The 21,909-nt window shown below is 36.5% G+C and carries 18 protein-coding genes and 1 riboswitch; of the genes, 13 read left to right on the top strand and 5 right to left on the bottom strand.

What is annotated here, in order from left to right:
• Positions 1-71: 71 nt before the first annotated feature.
• Positions 72-1,229: an alpha-hydroxy acid oxidase gene (locus tag C1N55_RS10545; RefSeq protein WP_240758267.1), complete on the bottom strand. Its 1,158-nt coding sequence runs from the start codon at positions 1,227-1,229 to the stop codon at positions 72-74.
• 319 nt (positions 1,230-1,548) lie between these two features.
• Between C1N55_RS10545 and C1N55_RS10540 the strand changes: the two genes are divergently transcribed.
• From C1N55_RS10540 to C1N55_RS10490, 11 genes are all read left to right on the top strand, one after another.
• Positions 1,549-1,974: an acyl-CoA thioesterase gene (locus C1N55_RS10540; protein WP_137728782.1), complete on the top strand. Its 426-nt coding sequence runs from the start codon at positions 1,549-1,551 to the stop codon at positions 1,972-1,974.
• A gap of 272 nt (positions 1,975-2,246) precedes the next feature.
• Positions 2,247-6,032 carry a DEAD/DEAH box helicase gene (locus tag C1N55_RS10535; protein WP_137728781.1) on the top strand — a complete coding sequence of 1,262 codons (3,786 nt, stop codon included), beginning with the start codon at positions 2,247-2,249 and terminating at the stop codon, positions 6,030-6,032.
• Between the two features lie 15 nt (positions 6,033-6,047).
• On the top strand, positions 6,048-6,821 hold the full coding sequence (locus tag C1N55_RS10530; RefSeq protein ID WP_137728780.1) for a hypothetical protein: 774 nt from the start codon (positions 6,048-6,050) through the stop codon (positions 6,819-6,821).
• A 103-nt stretch (positions 6,822-6,924) separates the two neighbouring features.
• Positions 6,925-7,032, top strand: a riboswitch (SAM riboswitch).
• A gap of 102 nt (positions 7,033-7,134) precedes the next feature.
• Positions 7,135-8,073, top strand: a complete 939-nt coding sequence (gene metA, locus C1N55_RS10525) for a homoserine O-acetyltransferase MetA (protein WP_137730618.1) — start codon at positions 7,135-7,137, stop codon at positions 8,071-8,073.
• A 215-nt stretch (positions 8,074-8,288) separates the two neighbouring features.
• A complete protein-coding gene (locus C1N55_RS10520) occupies positions 8,289-9,149 on the top strand; it encodes an MBL fold metallo-hydrolase (RefSeq protein ID WP_137728779.1) in 861 nt (286 codons plus the stop codon).
• Between the two features lie 260 nt (positions 9,150-9,409).
• On the top strand, positions 9,410-10,717 hold the full coding sequence (locus tag C1N55_RS10515; RefSeq protein WP_137728778.1) for a GntP family permease: 1,308 nt from the start codon (positions 9,410-9,412) through the stop codon (positions 10,715-10,717).
• A 21-nt stretch (positions 10,718-10,738) separates the two neighbouring features.
• Positions 10,739-11,668: a 3-hydroxyacyl-CoA dehydrogenase family protein gene (locus C1N55_RS10510; RefSeq protein WP_137728777.1), complete on the top strand. Its 930-nt coding sequence runs from the start codon at positions 10,739-10,741 to the stop codon at positions 11,666-11,668.
• A 9-nt stretch (positions 11,669-11,677) separates the two neighbouring features.
• Positions 11,678-12,442 (top strand): 3-hydroxybutyrate dehydrogenase, encoded by a 765-nt coding sequence (locus tag C1N55_RS10505; protein ID WP_370452618.1) that lies wholly within the window; start codon positions 11,678-11,680, stop codon positions 12,440-12,442.
• 24 nt (positions 12,443-12,466) lie between these two features.
• Positions 12,467-13,156 (top strand): CoA transferase subunit A, encoded by a 690-nt coding sequence (locus C1N55_RS10500; RefSeq protein ID WP_137728775.1) that lies wholly within the window; start codon positions 12,467-12,469, stop codon positions 13,154-13,156.
• The gene (locus tag C1N55_RS10495; protein WP_137728774.1) at positions 13,143-13,793 is read left to right on the top strand and encodes a 3-oxoacid CoA-transferase subunit B; all 651 of its coding nucleotides are present in this window, start codon (positions 13,143-13,145) and stop codon (positions 13,791-13,793) included. Before C1N55_RS10500 ends, C1N55_RS10495 begins: the two co-directional genes overlap by 14 nt.
• A complete protein-coding gene (locus C1N55_RS10490) occupies positions 13,783-15,057 on the top strand; it encodes an MFS transporter (RefSeq protein WP_240758265.1) in 1,275 nt (424 codons plus the stop codon). The genes C1N55_RS10495 and C1N55_RS10490 overlap by 11 nt, the downstream gene beginning before the upstream one ends.
• Positions 15,058-15,160: 103 nt before the next feature.
• On the opposite strand, the gene C1N55_RS10485 is transcribed toward C1N55_RS10490, so the two are convergent.
• Positions 15,161-16,555 (bottom strand): hypothetical protein, encoded by a 1,395-nt coding sequence (locus C1N55_RS10485; RefSeq protein ID WP_137728773.1) that lies wholly within the window; start codon positions 16,553-16,555, stop codon positions 15,161-15,163.
• Positions 16,556-17,032: 477 nt separating this feature from the next.
• Between C1N55_RS10485 and C1N55_RS10480 the strand changes: the two genes are divergently transcribed.
• Together C1N55_RS10480 and C1N55_RS10475 are read left to right on the top strand one after the other, a co-directional pair.
• The gene (locus C1N55_RS10480; protein WP_240758487.1) at positions 17,033-17,500 is read left to right on the top strand and encodes a CBO0543 family protein; all 468 of its coding nucleotides are present in this window, start codon (positions 17,033-17,035) and stop codon (positions 17,498-17,500) included.
• Positions 17,497-17,985 carry a CBO0543 family protein gene (locus C1N55_RS10475; protein ID WP_137728771.1) on the top strand — a complete coding sequence of 163 codons (489 nt, stop codon included), beginning with the start codon at positions 17,497-17,499 and terminating at the stop codon, positions 17,983-17,985. The genes C1N55_RS10480 and C1N55_RS10475 overlap by 4 nt, the downstream gene beginning before the upstream one ends.
• Positions 17,986-18,149: 164 nt before the next feature.
• Here C1N55_RS10475 and C1N55_RS10470 read toward each other — a convergent pair whose 3' ends face one another.
• The 3 genes from C1N55_RS10470 to C1N55_RS10460 all read right to left on the bottom strand — a co-directional run bounded on the left by C1N55_RS10470 (position 18,150) and on the right by C1N55_RS10460 (position 21,797).
• On the bottom strand, positions 18,150-18,665 hold the full coding sequence (locus C1N55_RS10470) for a CBO0543 family protein (RefSeq protein WP_137728770.1): 516 nt from the start codon (positions 18,663-18,665) through the stop codon (positions 18,150-18,152).
• 214 nt (positions 18,666-18,879) lie between these two features.
• Positions 18,880-21,459 (bottom strand): heavy metal translocating P-type ATPase, encoded by a 2,580-nt coding sequence (locus C1N55_RS10465; protein WP_240758263.1) that lies wholly within the window; start codon positions 21,457-21,459, stop codon positions 18,880-18,882.
• A gap of 11 nt (positions 21,460-21,470) precedes the next feature.
• Positions 21,471-21,797: an ArsR/SmtB family transcription factor gene (locus tag C1N55_RS10460; protein WP_370452516.1), complete on the bottom strand. Its 327-nt coding sequence runs from the start codon at positions 21,795-21,797 to the stop codon at positions 21,471-21,473.
• Positions 21,798-21,909 lie beyond the last annotated feature (112 nt).

Here is a 21,909-nt window from a genome sequence, read left to right as displayed (position 1 = left end):
ATTTACTTTTAAATAAGGGCTGCCATAAAGCAAGCTACTCATACAGCCCCTAGTCAGTTTGAAAAAATTAATTATACATGACTATTTCTTTTTACTAATTCTACTTTTTTCAGTTCATCTAATGAACTTACCCCAGCTAACATCATTGTAGTAACAAATTCATCATACAAATTTGTCATCACTTGCTCTACTCCATGCTCACCTGCAATGGCAAGCCCATATACATATGGACGACCGATACAAACCAAATCTGCCCCTAAAGCTAGTGCTTTAAATGCGTCAACCCCGCTATAGACGCCACTATCAAATAAAACAGGTATTTTTCCATTAATGACTTTTACAATTTCGGGCAACGCATCCAGACTGCCAATAACACCATCCAACTGACGTCCCCCGTGATTCGATACGATAATTCCATCAACTCCACATTCTAGGGCTTTAAATGCATCTTTTGGATGTAAAATTCCTTTTAATAAGACCGGGAGTTTCGTATGGTTTTTGATTTTCTCTATATGTAACCATGTTAAATGAGGAGTATTGATATTTTTAAAAATGCCATCGATATAATTCTCATACCTACCACTCGATAGATGCATCTGGAAGATTGGATCGTTTACGTAATTTCCCTTTGCATAACCATTAGAAATAGGTGAAAAATTAATTTTCTTATCCCCAGTACGCCATCCTGAGATTGTCGTGTCAATCGTTAGGATTATTGCACGATATCCTGCAGCTTCTGCTCTAGAGATCATACTAAATGAGATTTCTTCATCCGCTGACCAGTACAATTGGAAAAACTTTGTATGTAAAGGGGCGGCATCCGCTACTTCTTCTAGTGAATAACTTGAAACAGTACTTAATGAATAGGGTATTCCTAGTTTTGAAGCTGCTCTAACAACGGCTAATTCTCCATCTGGATGTTCTAGTTTATTCATCCCTACTGGCGAAAATATAAATGGTTTAGTGTAGGTTTTATCGAATAAAGTTATATTCGTATCAATAGCAGTTGTATCATTTAAAAGTTGAGGGATAAATGAATAGTTTTCAAAGGCTATTCGGTTATTTCTCATAGTTTGCTCTTGGCTTGCTCCACCACGAATATATTCAAAATTTTCATGTGGTATCTTTTCTTTAGCCACAGCTTGAAGGTCATTAAAATTTACTGGGATATCTTTATCAATTTCAGTGTGATCTTTTACTTTTGATAGGCTATTCATCGCTTGAACCATTCCTCTCGTTTTGTCAAAAATAGTAAAACTCTTTTACCAATATGCTTTGATTACCCCTAAAAAAGAATGCATTAAATAGGCTAGAATTTTATTAGATTGGTAATGCAATAGTAAATATTATATATAAAACTGTCAATGAGTTATCTGAAAATTAAAATATTAAATTAAAGAATTTTATTACAATCGATTAAGTTTAAAACAACAAAATATTTTAAAATCATAAAAAGCTTATCGAAGAAAGCCATCAACAAATATTGAGCCAAACAATATTCCTACAAATCAATGTTTGTTGAGCTATAATGAGTACGAGGTGATTAAAATGTTTGTAAGTGAAAAACAAATAGAAATACGTTATGCCGAGACAGATCAGATGGGTGTGGTATACCACGCAAATTATTTGGTTTGGATGGAAATCGGTCGTACTCAATTGGTGAGTGATGCTGGTTTTAATTATGCTGGGCTAGAGGAACAGGGGTATATTTCTCCAGTGTTAGATTTATCCATTCAATATAAAAAAGCCATGCGTTATGGACAAGTTGCTACTGTGAAAACTTGGGTAGAATCCCATTCAAGGCTCAAAACAGTTTACGGCTACGAAATTTTACATGAAGATGGTTCGATTGCAGCAACTGCGACTTCTTTACATACCTTAGTTAAGAAAGATAGCTTCCGACCATATCCACTAAGTAAAGTCGACCCGGTTTGGGATGCAAAATATTTAGAGATTGCACTTAATAAGAAGTAAATTTTATTGCAGACTAGCCATTTCGCTAGTCTGTTTTCATTTATTTCGATCAATATATGAATTGAAAAGGTCGACTTTAAAATATAAGTTGATAATCATAAACGAAGTGTCCGAAAATCAAGCTGTAATAGAGTTCTTATTCCGCAAAAGACAAATAACCTATACAGTATTAACAACTTTCAAACTATTTTTGTCAAGCTACCAAGAAGGAAAAAATCTTGATATAATAAAGTTTATGAGAAAAATTTGAAACGAACAGGAGGGGTGTAGTCATGGTGCAAAAGATGGAAACGATTGAGACTGTTAAATGCTTTATTGTTTTAACGAATACGGCTCGAGAGGCCATAAAACAACACTTTCAGGATGAACACTCCTTCTTCAAGCTACAAAATCCCTTTGATGTTTATATTGAAAAGCAATCTGTCGAAGAAACTTCTTTATCATTAACAATTTTCTTTGATAATCAGCGAAATGAAAAATTGAAAAAGAAATTTGACGAACGCGTAGTGATTATGGATTGTGCATTCGATATGAAAAATGGTTTGGTTGCAAAAAGCTTCCGAACTCGAGGTAAAAATACACCTGTTGCAACAAATCGTCGGCAAAGAATGCGTATTCGCTTTGTACCGTCTCGGATAAACGGCCATACATACCCGAAAGAATTTATCTCTACCTTAGCGGAACTACCGATTGCGCAAGAACGATTTGACTTTGTCAATAAACGTATATCCAGCTGGGAAGGTTACTTAAAGGTCCAATATAAAAATGCTTCGATCGATGATATTGACGCAACCTTTAATTCCATTCAATATAGCTCCGACTATTCAAAGGTCACTCTTCGTTGTAACGGAGTTGCTGATAAGGAATGGAAGCAGCTAAAGGGTCTAAGTGCTTATGTGAAAGGATTTCCTCGAGAAATTGGGGAAGTTGTGAAAACCAATAAGCAGGAGAGGACCGTTCAAATTGAACTAAATCCAAAAGTAGCGAAGCTTGCACGTTCCAATGCTTTTGATTTTTCGTCTGAATCTATTACTTTTAGTAATGCCTCAACAAAATCGCAGTTAAACCGACTGTTAAAAGGCTTCGAGCGACTAAAGGAAGGCTTGTCAGCAAACCCAAACTTGGAAAATATTCTATTTGAAGATACACCGAAAATTAGTGAGCGGAAAAATGAAGTAGAGATTGAATTCCATAATAATTTAAATGAATATCAAAGGGCTGCTGTTGCTGGAGCCATTTCAGCAGAGGATTTATATGTTATTCAAGGGCCACCAGGTACAGGTAAAACAACAGTAATTTCTGAAATTTGCTACCAAAATGCTAAAGCAGGTCTAAAAACTTTAATCGCTTCACAGTCAAACTTAGCGGTGGATAATGCATTAAGTCGATTATTATCCAATAAGGATATTCGAATTCTTCGTTATGGACGTACCGAGAGTATCGAAGAAGAGGGTAAAAAATTTATTGAAGAAAATGTTGCCGAGTATTGGAAAAAGCAAACCTATGAAGCCATTACAAAAGAAATAGAGGGGCATAACTTAAAGGAACAGCAGTTAAAAGAAGAAATTACGAACTGCCAAACTGAAATAGCAACCCTAAACGATAAAGAAATTAGATTACTTAAGGAAATAAAAAACAAGGAAGCTGCTAAGGAAAAATTAGCGGCCATTTCAGAAGATATTTCTGGAATAAAAAAACAAATCATTCCCCTTAAAAAAGAACGTGAAAAAACAGAAGAAACACTCCAAAAGCTTATTGAATCGCGCGATAAAATTTCAGCTCGTTTAAATGAATTAAGGAATAGCTTAGAAGCGATTGGTACTGCCACTACTATCGATGAAGAGGTTCAAAAAGCAAAAAACAATATTGAAAAAAGTCAAAGAATGCTTGAATATATTCAAGTGAAATCCGAGCTTGAAACAATTGAGTTACAGTTAGATGGGGTCAAAGGCCAAAGAAAAAGCTTTGAAGAGCGCAGTAGCATGATGGATGCAACTATACAAGAAGTACAAGCCTTAAAAAAGGTGCATGAAGTCGAATCGTTCATAGAAAATAATCAAATACGTAGAGGGTACGTCCTAAATCGACTATTTTCTGACATGGAAAAAATTCATGAACAATTGATAGGCTTCAAATCAATTAATGAAATTTCAACTCGGTTAGATAAAGCAATTGAGTATAGTAGATCTGCTCTTGGAATCCAAGTACAAGCACCGGATTTACCGGTAAATCATCATTATTCTCTACAAGAAATTGATGAATTTTTAACGAAGCTAAGCCGTGCCTTTGCGCAAAAGAAGATTAATAAAGACAATGGGGTTCGTTCCATTCAAGGTCTTTATATAAGAAGACTCGTCTTAAATGAATTAGCCCATCGTTATCGCGCTTTGATTGATGAATCGCTATTAGTTTTTAATAAAATCAAAGAAGATATGGTTGATCAAATGCTGCAGCAAGGTGGAATTGATCAAAGTGCTATGCTTTCGTTAAAAACAAATGAAGAAAATCTAATTGCCAGACAAGCTCAATATAAAGCACAACTCCAAACCTTTGAATTCACAATACAGGAAATTGAGTCTATTCCTTCAATCGCAGAAATTCAAACTGTTCGTGATGTATTGGAAAAAGAAATAATGGAGCTCGAGCAAAATAAAGAAAAAATCGATGGACTAAAAAACCAAGAATCGAAAAAACAGCTTGAGCTTGAAAGCCTACAGGAGCAAATCACTACTGGTGAATCCGTTTTGAAAGAGACTATTGCCCAATTAAAAGAGCTTAACTCTAAAGGAATTCAGCTTGAAAAAGAAGGGGAGCAATTAGAGCAAATTACGAAGCAAAATCCTGAACTAGAACTTGAAAAAACAAAGACCAGAATGGAACAAGTAGAGCAAGATATCGAAAAATTACATAAGAAGATCGAAATGCTTCCAGTTGCTAAAAATATGCAGCTTCAATGGAAGGCTCTACTTGAACAAGCAACAGAACATGACTTGGACGAAATTCGAAAACTTTATGTAAAACATGCAAATGTAATTGGGACAACATGTGTTGCTTCTGCCAATAAAGAGTTTATGGAGAATTATCCGATTTTTGATGTGGTTATTATTGATGAAGTATCTAAAGCAACGCCTCCAGAACTACTGTTGCCAATGCTCAAAGGGAAAAAGGTTGTTCTAGTTGGTGACCACCATCAGCTACCGCCACTAATCGGTGATGATACATTTGAAGAAACATTGGAAACCGTTATCAAAGAAAGTAATACCTTTGAAGAAAAACGTGAATTAGAAAAGCTTCTTGAAGAATCTCTTTTTGAACGTTTATATAAAAACCTGCCAGCATCCAATAAGAAAATGCTTGCAATTCAATACCGTATGCATGAGAACATTATGAAAACTATTTCACCTTTCTATGAATATGGAAATGATTCCTTACAATGTGGTCTTCCAGATTCAGATGCTATACGTGATCATAAATTGGATAGTCCATTCATTAAGCGAAAAGAACATCTATTATGGGTGGATATCCCGAACAAGCAAGAATTCTTCGAGGAACTATTAAAAGAAGGCGCAAGTTTACTAAATGAATCGGAGATCAATGTTATCCGAAACATGCTAATTGATTTAAATGAAGCTACGGCCAATGCAAAAGCGGAAGGGTTAATTCCTGAAGATGATTTAAAATCAATTGGGGTTATTAGTTTCTATGCTGCCCAGGTAAAACGAATTGATCGACTTATTGAACAGGAACTAAACCTCCCTCATTTACACATCCGAACTGGTTCTGTCGATAAATTCCAGGGGATGGAGATGGATGTGATTTTGGTGAGTATGGTTCGTAATAATGATAATAAATATGGTGATATCGGATTTGCCAAAGATTATCGTCGTTTAAATGTTGCTTTATCGCGAGCAAGAGAATTACTTGTATTAATTGGAAGTACAGAAATGTTTGTGAATCGTCCGAAAAAAGAAGAAACTCGCAAAATGTATAAAACACTATTAAATACTGTGAAGTCCCAAGACGGTTATCGAAATACAATCGAGAGTTACATTTCGTAAATTTAAGGAGGAAAAATGGAACTACATTCCTTACAGAAATCGCTTGAGTTAGAACTTACACAAAAAACGGAAGTTTCAATACTTCAATCTGATACTTGGTGTGTTCCGGTGCATACCTTAAATGTCACCTATAAACCAGTCATTCGAACAAAAATGGATATTCTAATGAAAATGCTTTTTCTTTCACTGAAAGATACAAAATTTGAAAGTGCTGAACAAATTAGTGAAATTCTCCTGGTAGAACAACTTTTTGTAGAGGATTTGTTATCAAAAATGCAAAAGACCAACCTAATTGCAAAAGTAGATGACTACTTCCTATTAACGGAAAAAGGGCAGAAACAGTTTGAGAATGGAGTTTTTGAAGAGGAGCAGGATGGAACTTCAACCGAGCTTCTTTATAGCCCGACTCATAGAAGTTTTTTAAAGGGCGATATAGAAGAAGTTCTCGAATTTGAAGATTTTCCAGAGAAAATTTTCCGTTATCAAGTACAAGATACTGAGTTAAGCTTTGAGGATCACCTTGTGATCAAGGAGCTGCAGTCTCAAAAAGAAGAAATTGAAGAACCTGAGGAAGAACAAGCAAAACTTTTTATCACATCTATCGATTCTGTAGAAAATGTCCAAGTCAATGATGTGCCATGTATCGAATTTTTGCTTTATGATGAAGTAAAAGATTTATTTTCTACTCGCGTATGGAATACTTTAACGAGCAAATGGGATGAAACTTTAGAGCAACTCATCCAAGAAACTGACAAATCAACATGGCGAGATAAATTGACACGACAATAGGAAAATTCTTTTGATTTCAAAAATGTAATATTAATTTATAAAATAGAAATATGGAATATTGCAAATATTTATTCTCTATGTTAATATTTAAATAATTTCATCTATCTTATCAAGAGAAGCAGAGGGATATGGCCCAATGAAGCTTCAGCAACCTCTAACATCGTTAGAAAGGTGCTAATTCCAGCAAGACTTATGTCTTGGGAGATAAGAGTGCGCGTATAACTAATACCCTCTCATTCTCACGCTGGAATGAGAGGTTTTTTATTTGTCTGATTTAGATGAATTCGGCATGTTAAGAAATGGGGGAACAAGAATGCCTATCAATATACCAAAGAATTTGCCTGCAGGAGAAATATTGCGTAAAGAGAAAATTTTCGTCATGGAAGAAGACCGTGCAAGTACACAACAAATCCGACCATTAAACATCTTAGTGTGTAACTTGATGCCTGAAAAAGAAAAAACGGAGCTACAGTTATTACGCCTTTTAGGGAACACACCATTACAAACAAACGTGACATTTCTAAACACAGCTACGTATGCTTCAAGAAATGTATCAAGATCACATCTAGATACTTTTTACAAAACTTTTCATGAAATAAAGCACCGGCGTTTTGATGGGATGATAATTACAGGAGCACCAGTGGAACGAATGGAATTTGAAGAGGTTAGTTATTGGGAAGAAATATCCCAAATCATGGACTGGGCTCAACTTAATGTTACTTCCTGTATGTATATTTGTTGGGGAGCGCAGGCTGCCCTATATAAACATTTCAATATCGGGAAGTTCGAGCTTCCTAAAAAATGCTCGGGTGTTTATTCCCATGTCATTACTGACCTAACAGTTGACTTAGTGCGTGGATTTAGCGATGAATATGTTGCACCGCATTCTCGTCATACTTCTGTTTCGCTAGAGGAAGTACAAAATCATCCAGATTTACTGTTACTTAGCTATTCAGAAGAAGCGGGTCCCTTCATCGTACAATCAAAAGACACAAAGCATATTATGATTACTGGCCATTTAGAATACGATGCGACAACATTGGCGGATGAATATGCACGTGATGTAGAAAAAGGGGACACGGTAGACATTCCTGTGAATTACTTCCCGAATAATGATCCAAAGAATACGCCTAAAAATAGTTGGCGTGCCCATTCATATCTTCTTTTCTACAATTGGTTAAACTATTATGTATACCAAGAAACTCCATTTGATTGGCACTATGTAGAAGATACAATTGAGTTCCATATTTAACAAGTGAGCCATGTGTTTGAAACACATGGTTTTTTTGTGGGCAAACCACTGTATGAATTTAATTTTTTCCAATAGTCGATGGATCTCATCAAACTTTTTCTGGTTTATCAAAGTCTCCTAAAACTACTTATCCCCAAATATTGTGGGTTTTTATCATTTTGGAATGAATAGGGATTATTTTTATAGAAAAAATACTATTGGAAGGAGGCAAAAATTTGTCTGAACAAATGAATTATGGTGAGGATTATAAATATATTCCTATGTCATCAGTTTCTAGTGGAAAAGGTCAAGAGATTATGCCTGATATTTATTCATTTACTGTTCAGGTTGTCAATTTGTGTATGATTGGCGAACCGAACAATCCGACAGGGTGGACTTTAGTTGATGCAGGGATGCCCAAATCCGTTAATACGATTATTAAAGAAGCTGAAAAGCGCTTCGGATCAAATGCACGTCCAAACGGCATTGTGTTAACCCATGGGCATTTTGATCATGTAGGGGCAATAATCGAGTTAGTCGAGCATTGGAATGTCCCCGTTTATGCCCATGAATTAGAAATTCCATATTTAACAGGGCAAAAGAGCTATCCTGAAGCTGACTCAAGCGTGGAAGGTGGACTTATTGCAAGGATTTCTCCTTATTTTCCGAACGAGCCAATCAATTTAGGACACCATGTAAAACCTTTGCCTAGTGATGGTTCAATCCCGGTGCTAAAGGATTGGAAATGGGTGCATACACCTGGGCATTCTCCTGGACATGTTTCCTTCTTTAGGGAAACAGATAGTGCATTGATTGCTGGTGATGCTTTTGTAACGGTTAAACAGGAATCCCTCTTTAAAGTTCTGGTACAGGAAAAGGAAATTAGTGGTCCGCCGCGTTATTTTACATCTGATTGGAAGCTATCCTGGCACTCCGTAAAGATACTGAAAGATTTAAAACCGACTGTCGCCATCACAGGCCATGGTTTACCGATGAAAGGTAGTGAGTTGACTGACAACTTAACTAAATTAGTAAATGATTTTGACCAAATTGCAATACCAAAATACGGCCGTTATGTCGATGGTTTAGAAAACTAAATAAATTCATGAAAAAAGGATGCGATATGCATTCTTTTTTTCGTAATGCCTCCTAAATAAAACTACTGAATCTATGAATATCACCACTTCCTCTCTAATAGAATGATTTAATATTTGCGAGACTCATTAACCACACCTTTGTTAACTTTACTTCCGATTTTTTTCTAAAGCGCTTTCACTGACGATTTCAATTTAAAGGGAGTAGAAATGACAAGAATCTATTTAAAAAAAATATTAAAGATAAAAAGAGGTGAAAATTTATGTGGAGTTTATTTATTATTGCACTATCTTTAATCTTGCTTGTGGTTTTAGCTATGCGTGGCTTTACAATTGTCATTATTGCGCCAGTTGTCAGTTTGTTTGTTATTGTCCTGAATAATATGCCGATTTTGGAGACCTTTCAAACAGCCTATATGAGCGGCTTTACAAATTATGTGAAGAACTATTTTTTAATTTTCTTATTTGCTGCGATGTTCGGTAAGTTTATGGAAGAGTCTGGGGCTGCACGCACAATTGCCGACTATCTATTAAGGCTGTCCGGTAGAAAAAGCAAATTGAGAGTATTGGTCACAATCATGTTCGTTTGTGCACTATTAACCTATGGTGGAGTAAGCTTATTTGTTGTCATCTTTGCTATTCTACCAATTGCAAAACCAATTTTTAAAGAGATGGATATTCCTTGGCATTTATTCATTGCGGCATTTATGCCAGGTATGGCTACTTTTACGATGACGATGTTACCAGGAACTCCTGCTGTACAGAACATCATTCCTACAACCTATTTGGGAACAACAGTAACTTCTGGTGCATGGATTGGGTTAGTGAGTGCAGTTGCAGTAATCATCTTAAACATTTGGTACATCCGCTTCGCTTTAAAACGCTCTGAAATACGCGGTGAAACTTTCGCCAACATGAAAAATCTAGAAAAAGAAAAGGAACCAATAGACGACAAATACGCCGACAAGAAATTACCAAGCCTAATACTAAGTCTAGTGCCTCCAATTTTACTGTTGGTCCTTCTAAACCTTGTAAAGCTAGAAGTACTTTATACTCTGATGATTACTTTATTCGTAAGCGCTATTATTTTTTGGAAATATGTTGACAAGAAAAAAGATACGATTAATATCGGTGCAACAAATGCAGTATTACCAATCATTAATACTTCAGCAGACGTTGGCTATGGTGCTGTTATTGCTGCCACTTCCGGCTTTGTTGTGTTCCAGGATTTTGTAACAAATATTCCCGGCAACCCTTTAATTTCTTTATTTATCGCCACAAATTTGTTGGCAGGTATTACCGGATCCAGTTCAGGGGGATTAGCAATTGCTATGGAGACACTAACAGACCTTTACTTAAAACTTGGAGTCAATAAAGAAGCATTCCACAGAATTGTATCGATTGCTTCTGGTGGATTAGATGCATTGCCGCATAACGGGGCAGTTATTACTACCTTGGTCGTTGCGGGGTTAACTCATAAAGATGCCTATAAGCATATTTTTGCAACTTGTGTAATAGCTCCATTAATCGCTGCGATTCCAGGCTTAATTGTAGCAATCATGTTCTATTAATCAATTAGGAGGTTACATGTTATGAAGAAAATAGGTGTCATCGGGGCTGGTACTATGGGATTTGGAATTTCATTTTACTTTGCTATTCACGGAATATCCACTCATGTAATTGATGTCTCGGATGATGTGATTGAGACTGCAAAAGAAAAATTTAAAGCTTATTATCAGATGTTTAAAGAACACCAATACCCACTCCAAATGAGCGAATCTGATGCTAGTGCATACCTTTCATTTTCAACCAATTTAAAAGATTTGAGCAACGCTGATTTTATCATAGAAAGTGCAACTGAAAACTTAATTTTAAAACAAGAAATATTTAAAAAACTAGATGCCATTGCAAAGCCGGACGCAATTCTGGCATCTAACACCTCTAGTCTAAAACTAACAGACATCGCAATTCATGTAGATAACCATCGAAGCAGTTTACTTTTGACACACTTCTTTAATCCAGCTCAAATTGTTCCACTAATTGAACTATTAGCATTAGATGAAACTGCTCCTCATATCGTGGATGAGGTAAAAACCTTCTTTGAATCCATAAATAAAACACCTATTATTATCAAACGGGAAGTGCCAGGTTTAGCTGCCAACAGAATACAGGTAGCTTTAGCACGAGAAGCACTATCATTATTGGAAGATGGAATTGTTTCTAAAGAAGATTTAGAAAAGACTCTATATGATGGGCCGGGTTTCCGTTTCTCTGCCAGTGGATTATTAAAGATCATCGATTTTGGAGGATTGGATGTATGGTCCGTTGTATTGCAAAATTTGCAAAAAGAAATTGAATCAGGGCAAAGAGAATATTCCACCATAAAGAATTTAGTTGAGGAACAATCTCTTGGCGTGAAAACTGGAAAAGGGTTTTTTGAATATCCAGGTAAAGGGTTCGATGCGTATGTTCTTCAACGAGATACCGAACTATTAAAACATTTAATCAGTACACATTATTAAGCGGGGTGAATTGTTCTGCAGAAAAAAAGAGTTGTAATTGTTACTGGTGGGGTTGGTGGACTAGGTTTAGCTATTACAAATAAATTTGTCCAACATGGCGATATTGTATGTTTACTGGATTTAAGTCAAGAAAAGCTAGACAGTACTGTTGCCGGTCTTGGTGAAAATGTAAAGGGTTATGTCTGTGATGTAACAAAAGAGGCATCTGTACAGCAAACAATCACTGCTATTCTGGATGAACACCAAAGAATCGATGTTTTAGTAAATAATGCCGGATTACAATACCGTGCAAAGATTGAAGATTTCCCTTTAGAAAAGTGGCAATTACTCATAGATGTGATGTTAACCGGTGTTTTCTTGATGACAAAGCATGTGTTTCCTGAAATGAAATCTAAACGCTTTGGTCGAATAATAAATATCTCATCAGTCCACGGTGAAATGGCAACTCCCGAAAAGGTTGCCTATGTCGCGGCGAAGCATGGAGTTATTGGTGTTACTAGTGTTTCAGCGATTGAAGCGGCTCCATATGGAATAACTGTTAACTCCGTTTTGCCCGGGCCAGTAAAAACTCCTTTATTAGTAAAGCAGCTTGATGATTTATACGAAATTGAAGGACTATCTGAACAAGAGGCATTATCCCGTATTGTTTATCCAAAGCAAGCAATGAATCGTTTTATTGAAGATACAGAAGTGGCAGACACAGTCTTTTTCTTGGCATCAGAAGAAGCTTCTGCAATTACGATGGAACATATAAAAGTCGCTGGGGGCATGTAAAGTATCAATGAAAGTGGTGAAGTGATGAAACAAAAAATGGTCAAGAATCCAAGGGACTTGATTCCATTGTTTAAAGATGGACAAAGGATATTAACAGGTGGTTTTGGTATATCGGGTACGCCATTAACAATCATTGATATGATTGCTGAATCGAATGTAAAGAACCTGCATGTTGTAAGTAATAATTTGGGCGATTATGGGATGGGGCTACACCAATTATTTATAAGAGGGCAAATTGAAAAAGCAATTGGCTCCTTTTTTACGATTAATAGAGAAGCAGTAGTTGCATGGTCCAGAGGAGAATTAGAAATCGATTTGTTGCCACAAGGGACATTAGCGGAAGCGATTCGTTCGGGTGGTGCTGGTATTGGTGGGTTTTATACGAAAACTGCTGTAGGTACAGAGCTCGCAAAAGGAAAAGAAGAACGTGTAATTGATGGTGAACGCTACATTTTTGAAAAAGCTATTAAAGGTGATGTCGCCATAATTCGGGCAAAAACAAGTGATTCTCTTGGTAATTTGACTTATCATACCACTGCTCGCAATTTTAACCCAATGATGGCAACTGCAGCAGAAATAGTCATCGCTGAGGTGGATGAGATTGTTGAGGTAGGGGAATTAGATCCAGAGAATATTGTGACTCCGCATGTTTATGTGGACTATATTATCCAAACAGGCTACAAAAAGGAGGGAGACCAATATGTCAAAATCTGATGTTCGTTATAAAATTGCCCGTCGAATTGCACAAGAATTAGAAGACGGACAAGTAGTGAACTTAGGTGTTGGAATTCCTACCTTGGTAAATGAATTTATCGAGGAAAAAGAAGTCTACCTGCAGGCTGAGAATGGGCTTCTGGGAATTGGCCCGCCTCCAACTTCCCATCAACTTGATATCGATTTAATTAATGCTAGTAAAGAGCCTGTCACAACTACAAAGGGAGCATCCTTTTTCAGTAGTGCTGACTCATTTGCCATGATACGAGGCGGACACGTAGATGTGGCAGTATTAGGAATTTTACAAGTAGATCCCCGTGGTCAAATCGCCAATTGGGCGGTGCCGAATCAACCAATCTTAGGTGTCGGCGGGGCGATGGATTTAGTTGCAGGTGCTAAAAAAGTAATTGGTGCAGCAACACTCTTCACAAAAGATGGTGCTTCTAAAATCGTAAAAGAACTAACCTATCCAATTAGCGGTATTCGTACAATTGATTTGCTCGTTACGGACTATGCCGTTTTTTCTTTTGAAGATGAAGGGATAGTCGTTGATGAAATATTGGTCGAGATGTCTCTTGATGAGTTAAGTGAAAATATTGGAATACCATTAAAATGGAGGGAATTCATTGACAAATGAGGCTATCATAAAATCGGCTACAAGGAAAAGAAATATAAGAATATTACCATTTATATTAATCTTATATATAGTAGCCTATCTAGATCGTGTCAACATGGGTTATGCAGCCCTTGAGATGAATGCAGAGCTAGCCTTAACTGCTGAAGTATTCGGTTTACTTTCAGGAATTTTCTTTATTGGTTACTTTTTCTTTGAAGTACCAAGCAATATGATTATGCATAAAGTAGGCGCAAGAATTTGGATTGCACGAATTATGCTGACATGGGGCATCGTTGTTGTTTTAACAGGATTTGTTGAGAACGCAACGCATTTATATATTCTAAGATTTTTATTGGGTGTGGCTGAGGCTGGCTTTTTCCCTGGAATTATTCTCTATCTAACCTATTGGTTTTTAGAACGAGAACGCTCAAAAGCTACAGCAATTTTAATACTAGCTTTGCCAATAGGAGGATTAATCGGAGCACCTCTATCAACGTGGATTATTGATACCATCTCATGGGGGAATATGGCGGGGTGGCGTTGGATGTTCATTTTAGAGGGGATTCCTGCATTAATTCTTGGCATTATTGTATTGTTTTACTTAACGAATCGTCCTAAAGATGCAAAATGGTTAACGCAGGACGAGAAAGAATGGCTAGAAAAAGAATTGGAGACTGAAAGAACTGCAAGTAGCAAGATTAATAAACCAACTAAGTTAGCGATGCTAAAAGATTTAACTGTTTGGAAGCTTTCTGCGTTTTACTTTGCTGGTTACACCGGAATTTACGGACTCTCTTTTTGGGTACCTACAATCATAAAATCATTATCAGAGGCGAATACAACCAATTTAGAAATTGGTTGGTTAGCAATGATTCCTAATATTATTGCCATTCCAGCTGCATTATTTGTCGGTTGGAATGCTGACCGGACAGGTAGTCATAAAAAGCACTTATTAATCTGTTTAGTTATTGCCTTAATCGGGTTTATTGGATGTGCAAGTGTTTCATCTGTTGCACCTATGGTAATTGTGCTATCAATCGCTTCTTTTGGACTATACGGGTTTGCTGGCTGTTTCTTTGCCTATTTAACCTTCTTCTTTACAGAGTCAACTGCACCAGTGGGAATTGCGTTGGTAAATTCCTTCGCGGCACTAGGAGGCTTTGTAGGACCAACAATTTTAGGGATGTTTACATTAACGTCAGGAATGTTTTTACTGGCAGCAATCATTGGAGTAGGTTTGTTAATTTTACTCACGATGAAACGTAAGAGTGCATTATCTACCTAGTGGAACTATCGGAAGGGAAGTTTATTTTTCAAAATTACAATCCCCAAGCAATTTTAAAATGAAAAGTGGGCTATCCGATAAAAAGGATAACCCACTTTTTTGATTACAGTAAAAACATTGCGACTATTGTTGTTACGACTAGACCAATTACAACGGGGATCAAATTCTTCCGTGCTAATTCGAAAGGACTTACATTACAAATCGCTGCTGCTGGAATTAGTGCCCAAGGAACAAGTGTTCCTCCTCCTACCCAAATTGCAGCAATTTGACCAAGTGCAGTAAGAGTTGCTGTTCCCTCACCAATGGCGGTTCCAAAAAGGTTGGCAATAGATCCAGCTAAAGTAATTCCTGAAAAACCAGATCCATCCAACCCTGTAATCGCACCGACTGTTGTTAACGTCATTGCAGCGATTTCACCTGTCAAAGGGACCACGGCAGCAAGAGCCATACCAAGATCATTGACAATTCCTTGCGAGCCATTCGGTAAATATTCTCCGAGCACAGCTATAAATCCAGAATCACCTAAATAGAAGAAGGCGGCAATCGGTATAACTGGACCGAATACTTTAAAGCCAAATTGGAAACCTTCAATTAGATAACTTGTTGTTTTCTCCAAGCCATCATTTTTATGAGCAAAAATAGCAAGAAGGATAAGGATAAAAACAGTCGTACCACCTATTAGAGCTGTCGCATCCCCACCTGAGAGATTAAAGACTGACATCCCCACTACATCAAGCACAAAGGCAACAGGTATAAGCACGGCAAAAAATTTACGTTGCCCAAGTGTTAATAAACTCGTATTCACGACCTCATCTTTTTTCTCTTTATCAAAGGTACCGACCATTTCCAGATTTCCACGTTTCATATCTCTTCTCAACATGAAAAAGGCTACGATTGTAGTTACAGCACCCATTACAATGACTAGTGGAATACTAGCTGAAATAACATCAGATACAGGAATCCCTGCAGCATCAGCCGTTAACTTTGGAGCACCTTGAATGATAAAGTCTGAGGATAGTGCAATACCATGACCAAACAAGTTCATGGCCATAGCGACTCCAAGAGCTGGAAGCCCTGCTCGAATCGCAACAGGAAGAAGCACTGCACCAAGAAGAGCTACCGCGGGAGATGGCCAGAAGAACCAAGAGATAATCATCATTAAAATCCCAATTGTCCAATAGGCAAGGGTAGGGTTTTTAATGATCTTTGTAAAAGGAGATATCATGACTTCATTGATCCCCGTTTTCATTAATACACGACTCATCGCAACAATGATGGAGATAATGAGAATGGTAGATAATAGTTCCTTTATGGCGTAGATAAAGCTGTCAAATACACCACTGATTGAAGCAGTAAAATCCCCGGTTGCCACAATGGCGATGACAAAAATTCCGATAATACATATTAAAGACGTATCACGACGTTTGACCATAAACCCTATAATCAACACAATAAACGCGACATAAATCCAATGCAACGCCGACAAATCAACACTCATAAGTCTATCCCCTCTATTCGTTTAACCATAGAATATGAGGCTTATGACTAGATGGTGATGAGGGGGAATTTGATATATGAAAATAAAAAACACGCAACTGCCGTTGTCACTAGGTAAAAATCCTAATGAAATTTGAAAGTTTTTCGAAATTTCAATTATGGTTGATGGAATTAATGGAAAATGAATACTTTTTGGTGAAGTGGTTGAGTTACCGACTTGTTTGACTTCATTCACTAATGTTTGCTTTGATTTTGTCTAATTGGTACGCCATTTCGTGTGGTTTTTCTAATTCTCTGTCACCTTTTTTACCCCTTATTCTCCATAATTTATCCCTGAAAATCAGAAACGAATTAGGACATTATTGAATATGATTTGAAAAACTGGATGATACTTTTATTGATAATAAATAGTAACAATCACCTTATTGAAATGCGGTGTTTCTGAAAAATGTTGATGGAGCGTTTGATTTTGGTAGCAATGTGGATCTTTGGCATTGTTGGCTTTATTCTATTTAGTGCACGCAAAGATCTACGCAAAGGATTCTTGGCACTTATGATGTTTCAAGCAATCATCTGGCTTTGTGATATGCTTAGTTTTAAATACGGTTTGTTAAGTGCGCCTGTCAGAGAGTTCCCAAAAGCGATAGATCTCTCCATTACGATCAATTATTTTTTTTATCCCGTACTATTTTCCATATTTTATGTCCATAAAGAAGTAAAGGAGAGTCGATGGGCTCGATTTATATACTTTTTTGTTTGGATTACTGCTATCACCTTTTTTGATATTGTACTCAAGAAATATACCGATTTATTGGAATATGGCTCCATAACGTGGTATGGAATGTGGATCTATCTAGGGGCTCTTTTTTTCGTGAGTCAAGTCTGTTGCAATTGGTTCTATAAGGACAAAGCATTATTTCAAGCGGAGCGGATGGAGAACAGATGAGAATTGAATACTGGATTTTGTTAGCGGCATACGCTGTGGGAATTGGTTTGCTTTTCTTCATACCGAAATATAAAATTCGACTTGCAGTAGTGGCATTTTTATTCAAACAGATAATTACTATTCTTTTTGGTTTAATTGTCGTAGAGTGTGGGCTGATTGAATACCCAGTGCGATTGTTCGCATCAATCAGTAGGACGAGCTTCACATTTGAGTATTTTTTTTTCCCAGTTGTCTGTGCCATTTTTAATGTATGGTATCCAAATGAGCGGAGTAAGCCTTTTCAATGGGGGTACTATGCTGGGGTTTGTTCCATTTTGACGATTCCAGAAGTTATACTCGAAGAAAATACCCAGCTCATCAAGTATATCCATTGGGACTGGTATGTTACTTGGATAACATTATTTCTTTCTTTTTATGCTACACGTCGCTTTTGTCTATGGTTTTTTAAAGAGGGTGGTAGCCCATCTGTTAAACCAAAACTCTAGTATGGTGGAGCATGTTTCCTGCATGATATTAAAGTAGTGATCGTTTGATAAATGAAAAATGGCTGCGAATAAATCGCAGCCATTTTCTTTGCATTTTTTTTAAAGTTCAACAACTCGGAAAGAACCAATGTTATAAAAAATAAATCAATCAACCAAAGAATGGGTCATTTAGGAAGTGGAACATCAAAAATAATAAATATTAAAATGACAACAGGAAGGGCAACCAGCCATGCTACCCAATATTTCCATTTATGGACAGCTAATAAAGAAAAGGTCAATATATTAAAAATAAAAGAACAGATAAGTGACCATCCATGATGATGAGTAATACTATTATTTAAATAGGCAATCGTTTCTATTCCCTGAAAAATCAAAGCCCAAAGAAGTATCCATAATATTTTTAAAGAGACTTTTTCAGGAAATCTACCTAAGAAAACAACAATTACAAATGGGTAGATCAAAAGGGCAATTGCTGCTGAAATAATTGTATGTGTAGGAAGAAGAATGTGATCAATCCAAACAGGAATAAATTCCCATAGCTGAAAGTCGTGAAACAAAGAATCATAAAGCAGATTAGCTATAATCCAAAATAATAAAGTAGGGTAAAATTCTTTCCAGCGATTCCAAACACCAAAGAGTATTCCTATTAACATAAAAAATAATACAAATGAAGATTGCATAATTTCTCCTTTGCAACAATTGAACTGTATAATTAATTTGGACAATCTTTTGAAAGTTTAGTCTAAAGTGGAGGAATCTATAGCGGGTAAGCTCCGATGATTATTAGGGTTACAATCTAAAAGAATCAAATTTTAACCCATTAATTTTATATTTGATTAAAAAGTAGGGAGTAGAAGAAATGAGATGTCTCTATGAAGAAACATCTCACAATAATTATTTATTAAACTTTAGAAGCCTTATTGAATTGAAAATGACGATTAATGCAGCACCAGTGTCGCTCAGAACAGCCATCCAAAGTGTTAGATAGCCTGGGAAAATCAACACTAATGCAGCAGCTTTTATAAGTATTGAGAACCAAATATTTTGTTTAATAATTGCTAAAGCTTTATTACTTAGCTTCATTGTATAGGGCAGCTTTTCAAGATTATCTGCCATCAACACGATATCTGCAGTTTCCATTGCTGTATCTGTCCCGGCACCACCCATTGCAATGCCCAAATCTGCAGTTGCTAATGCTGGAGCATCATTTATACCGTCTCCAACCATTGCTACCTTATGGCCTTCATCTTGTAATTTTTTGATGATAACTACTTTGTCCTGCGGCAATAATTCTGCAAAATAACGATTAATATTAGCTTCATATGCAATCCGTTTTGCTGTTCCTTCATTATCTCCAGTCAACATGACCGTTTGCTTAACGCCAGTTTGTTTCATATTTTGTAATGCTGAAGCTGATGTTTCTCGAATTGTATCAGAGACGGCAATAATTCCAATGACTTTGTTTTGTGTTCCAATAATTACAATAGATTTTCCTTTGGCTTGTAAATCTTGAACATGTTTTTTTACTTCTACTAAGGAGATAGGTAGGGCTTCGAATAATTTTCTATTACCTGCGTAGTAAATTTCTCCTCCAATGGTTGCTTGAACACCTTTACCTACAATGTTTTTGAATGAATTTCCATTATAAGGTCGTATTCCATGTTCATTGGCATAGTGAACGATTGCTCGTGCAATAGGATGAGTGGAATAATCTTCTAGAGTTAATGCAATTGATAATAACTCTTCTTCTGAGCCATTGATTGCTTTTATTTCAGTAACTCTAGGCTTTCCTTCAGTTAGAGTCCCCGTTTTATCGAATGCAATGGCAGTGATGGCACCTGCCTTTTCTAAGAAAGTGCCACCTTTAATTAAGACACCATTTTTTGCAGCGTTACCTATCGCTGATACTATCGCAACTGGAGTAGAAATCACTAAAGCACAAGGACAAGCAACAACAAGCAGTTCCAATCCTTTGTAAAACCATTCTCCAAAAGCTCCAAAACCAAATAGGGGAGGTAGTACCATAATGACTAATGCCAAAACAAAGACGATTGGGGTATAAATGCTGGCGAATTTATCGACGAATGCTTCAGTTGGTGCTTTTTGTTCTTGAGCTTCTTCAACAAGGGTAATAATTTTTGAAATGGTTGTATCTTCCACTAACTTTGTTACCTTGATTTCAAGAGAACCGTGTTCATTGAGCGTACCTGCATAGACAGAATCACCTATGGATTTATCTACTGGAATCGATTCTCCTGTAATCGGCGCCTGATTAATACTTGATTCACCAAGAATGATCTCACCATCTAGAGGGATTTTTTCGCCTGGCTTAACAACGATTGTCTCCCCAACATTTATCTCTTCCACTGGCTTTCTTATAATTTCATTTACTACCTTAACCCAGGCTTCAGGAGGTGCCAGGTCCATCAGTTTACGAATAGAATCCCTTGTACGTTCGATCGATTTATTTTGAAGATAGGTACCGATTGCAAATAACCAAACAACTGTTGCACCTTCCAGCCATTCACCAATCAGGGCAGCTCCAATTGCTGCTGCCGACATAAGTACGTTCATATCAAGAGAGCGACTCTTGATGGCATAGAATGCACTCTTTGCCGGTTTATATCCACTAATTACTATAGCGATCGCGTAGAGAATTGTGGGAAGTATCGGAGAAATACCACCAAATGAACCGATAAAACCAAATGCGATCAGTATTCCAGATAAAATAACTGAATTCATCTCTTTTTTAGGTTTTTGCGGAGATTGCTCATCTTGTTTTTTTAATGGTAATGCCGCTTTATAACCGATCTTAGAGACTTCAGAAATAATATCTTCCACACTACCTGCATGTTCGATTTTCATTTTTCCAGTAGAAAAATTGACACTAACGTTTTGAACAGAAGGGAGGGTATTTAAGTGATTCTCAATACTTTTTGCACAACTGCCGCAGTCCATTCCTTCGATAGTGTATATTTTCAGTTTTTTATTTTGATTTAAAGGTTCAGCGGAGTAGCCAAGTTTTTGAATTTCTGATTTAATTGGCATCAATGCATTAGCATTTCTGGCAGCTACATGCATTTTTCCCGTACTGAAATTCACCTTTACTTCCACTATATCGTTCAGTTTACTTAATCCTTTTTCAATTGTAGCTGCACAAGCTGCACAATCCATTCCAGTCACTCGATATGACATCTTTTCTGAGGAGCTAGAATTCGAAAGCTCTTTGAATGAAGGTTGTTCATTACTGCTACAACAATGGGCTTCTTCTTGTTCTTCTTCTAATTCTTTCTTTGAACTGTTATTGCAACTGCTCGTGTTTTTATCATTAATATTGGTTATCGTATTATTTATTGAATTTTTTTCGTTAGAGCAGCAAATGGATTTTTCCTGTTTAACAGTAGTAGAACTACAGCAATTAGTTTCAATAGTTTTTATTTTTTCTTTATTAGCGCTACAGCATTGTTTTGCCAATCAAACCACTCCTAATCTATATGACGATCACAACAAGCTATCGTCTTTTCTACATCTTCTAGCACTACATCAAACATTTCTAATAAATCTCGAATATTTTGATTTCGCAAACTATAATACATGTACTTGCCTTCATTCCTGCCTACAATAATTCCACAACCTTTCAAACAAGCGAGATGTTGTGAAATGTTCGATTGACTTCCTTTGGTTTCGTCAATTATTTGTGATACAGTTTTTTCTTCAGCTTTGATACATTCAAGAATTTGCATTCTAGTTTTATTGGAAAAACCATGGATAAGTTTCATCTTCATATCGAAATCGGATGTTTGCTTTTGCATCATTTCGCTCCTTTCATATTAGTTATAACTAATATGTATTGTTATTATCATATTAGTATGTGCTAATATGTGTGTCAATAATAAATGGAATAGTAGAAATTATTAAAATTTC

The organism is Lysinibacillus sp. SGAir0095 (assembly GCF_005491425.1).
Taxonomy (GTDB): domain Bacteria; phylum Bacillota; class Bacilli; order Bacillales_A; family Planococcaceae; genus Ureibacillus.
The sequence above is the reverse complement of the archived record's forward strand: the minus strand, read 5'-3'. Positions and strand labels throughout refer to the sequence as shown.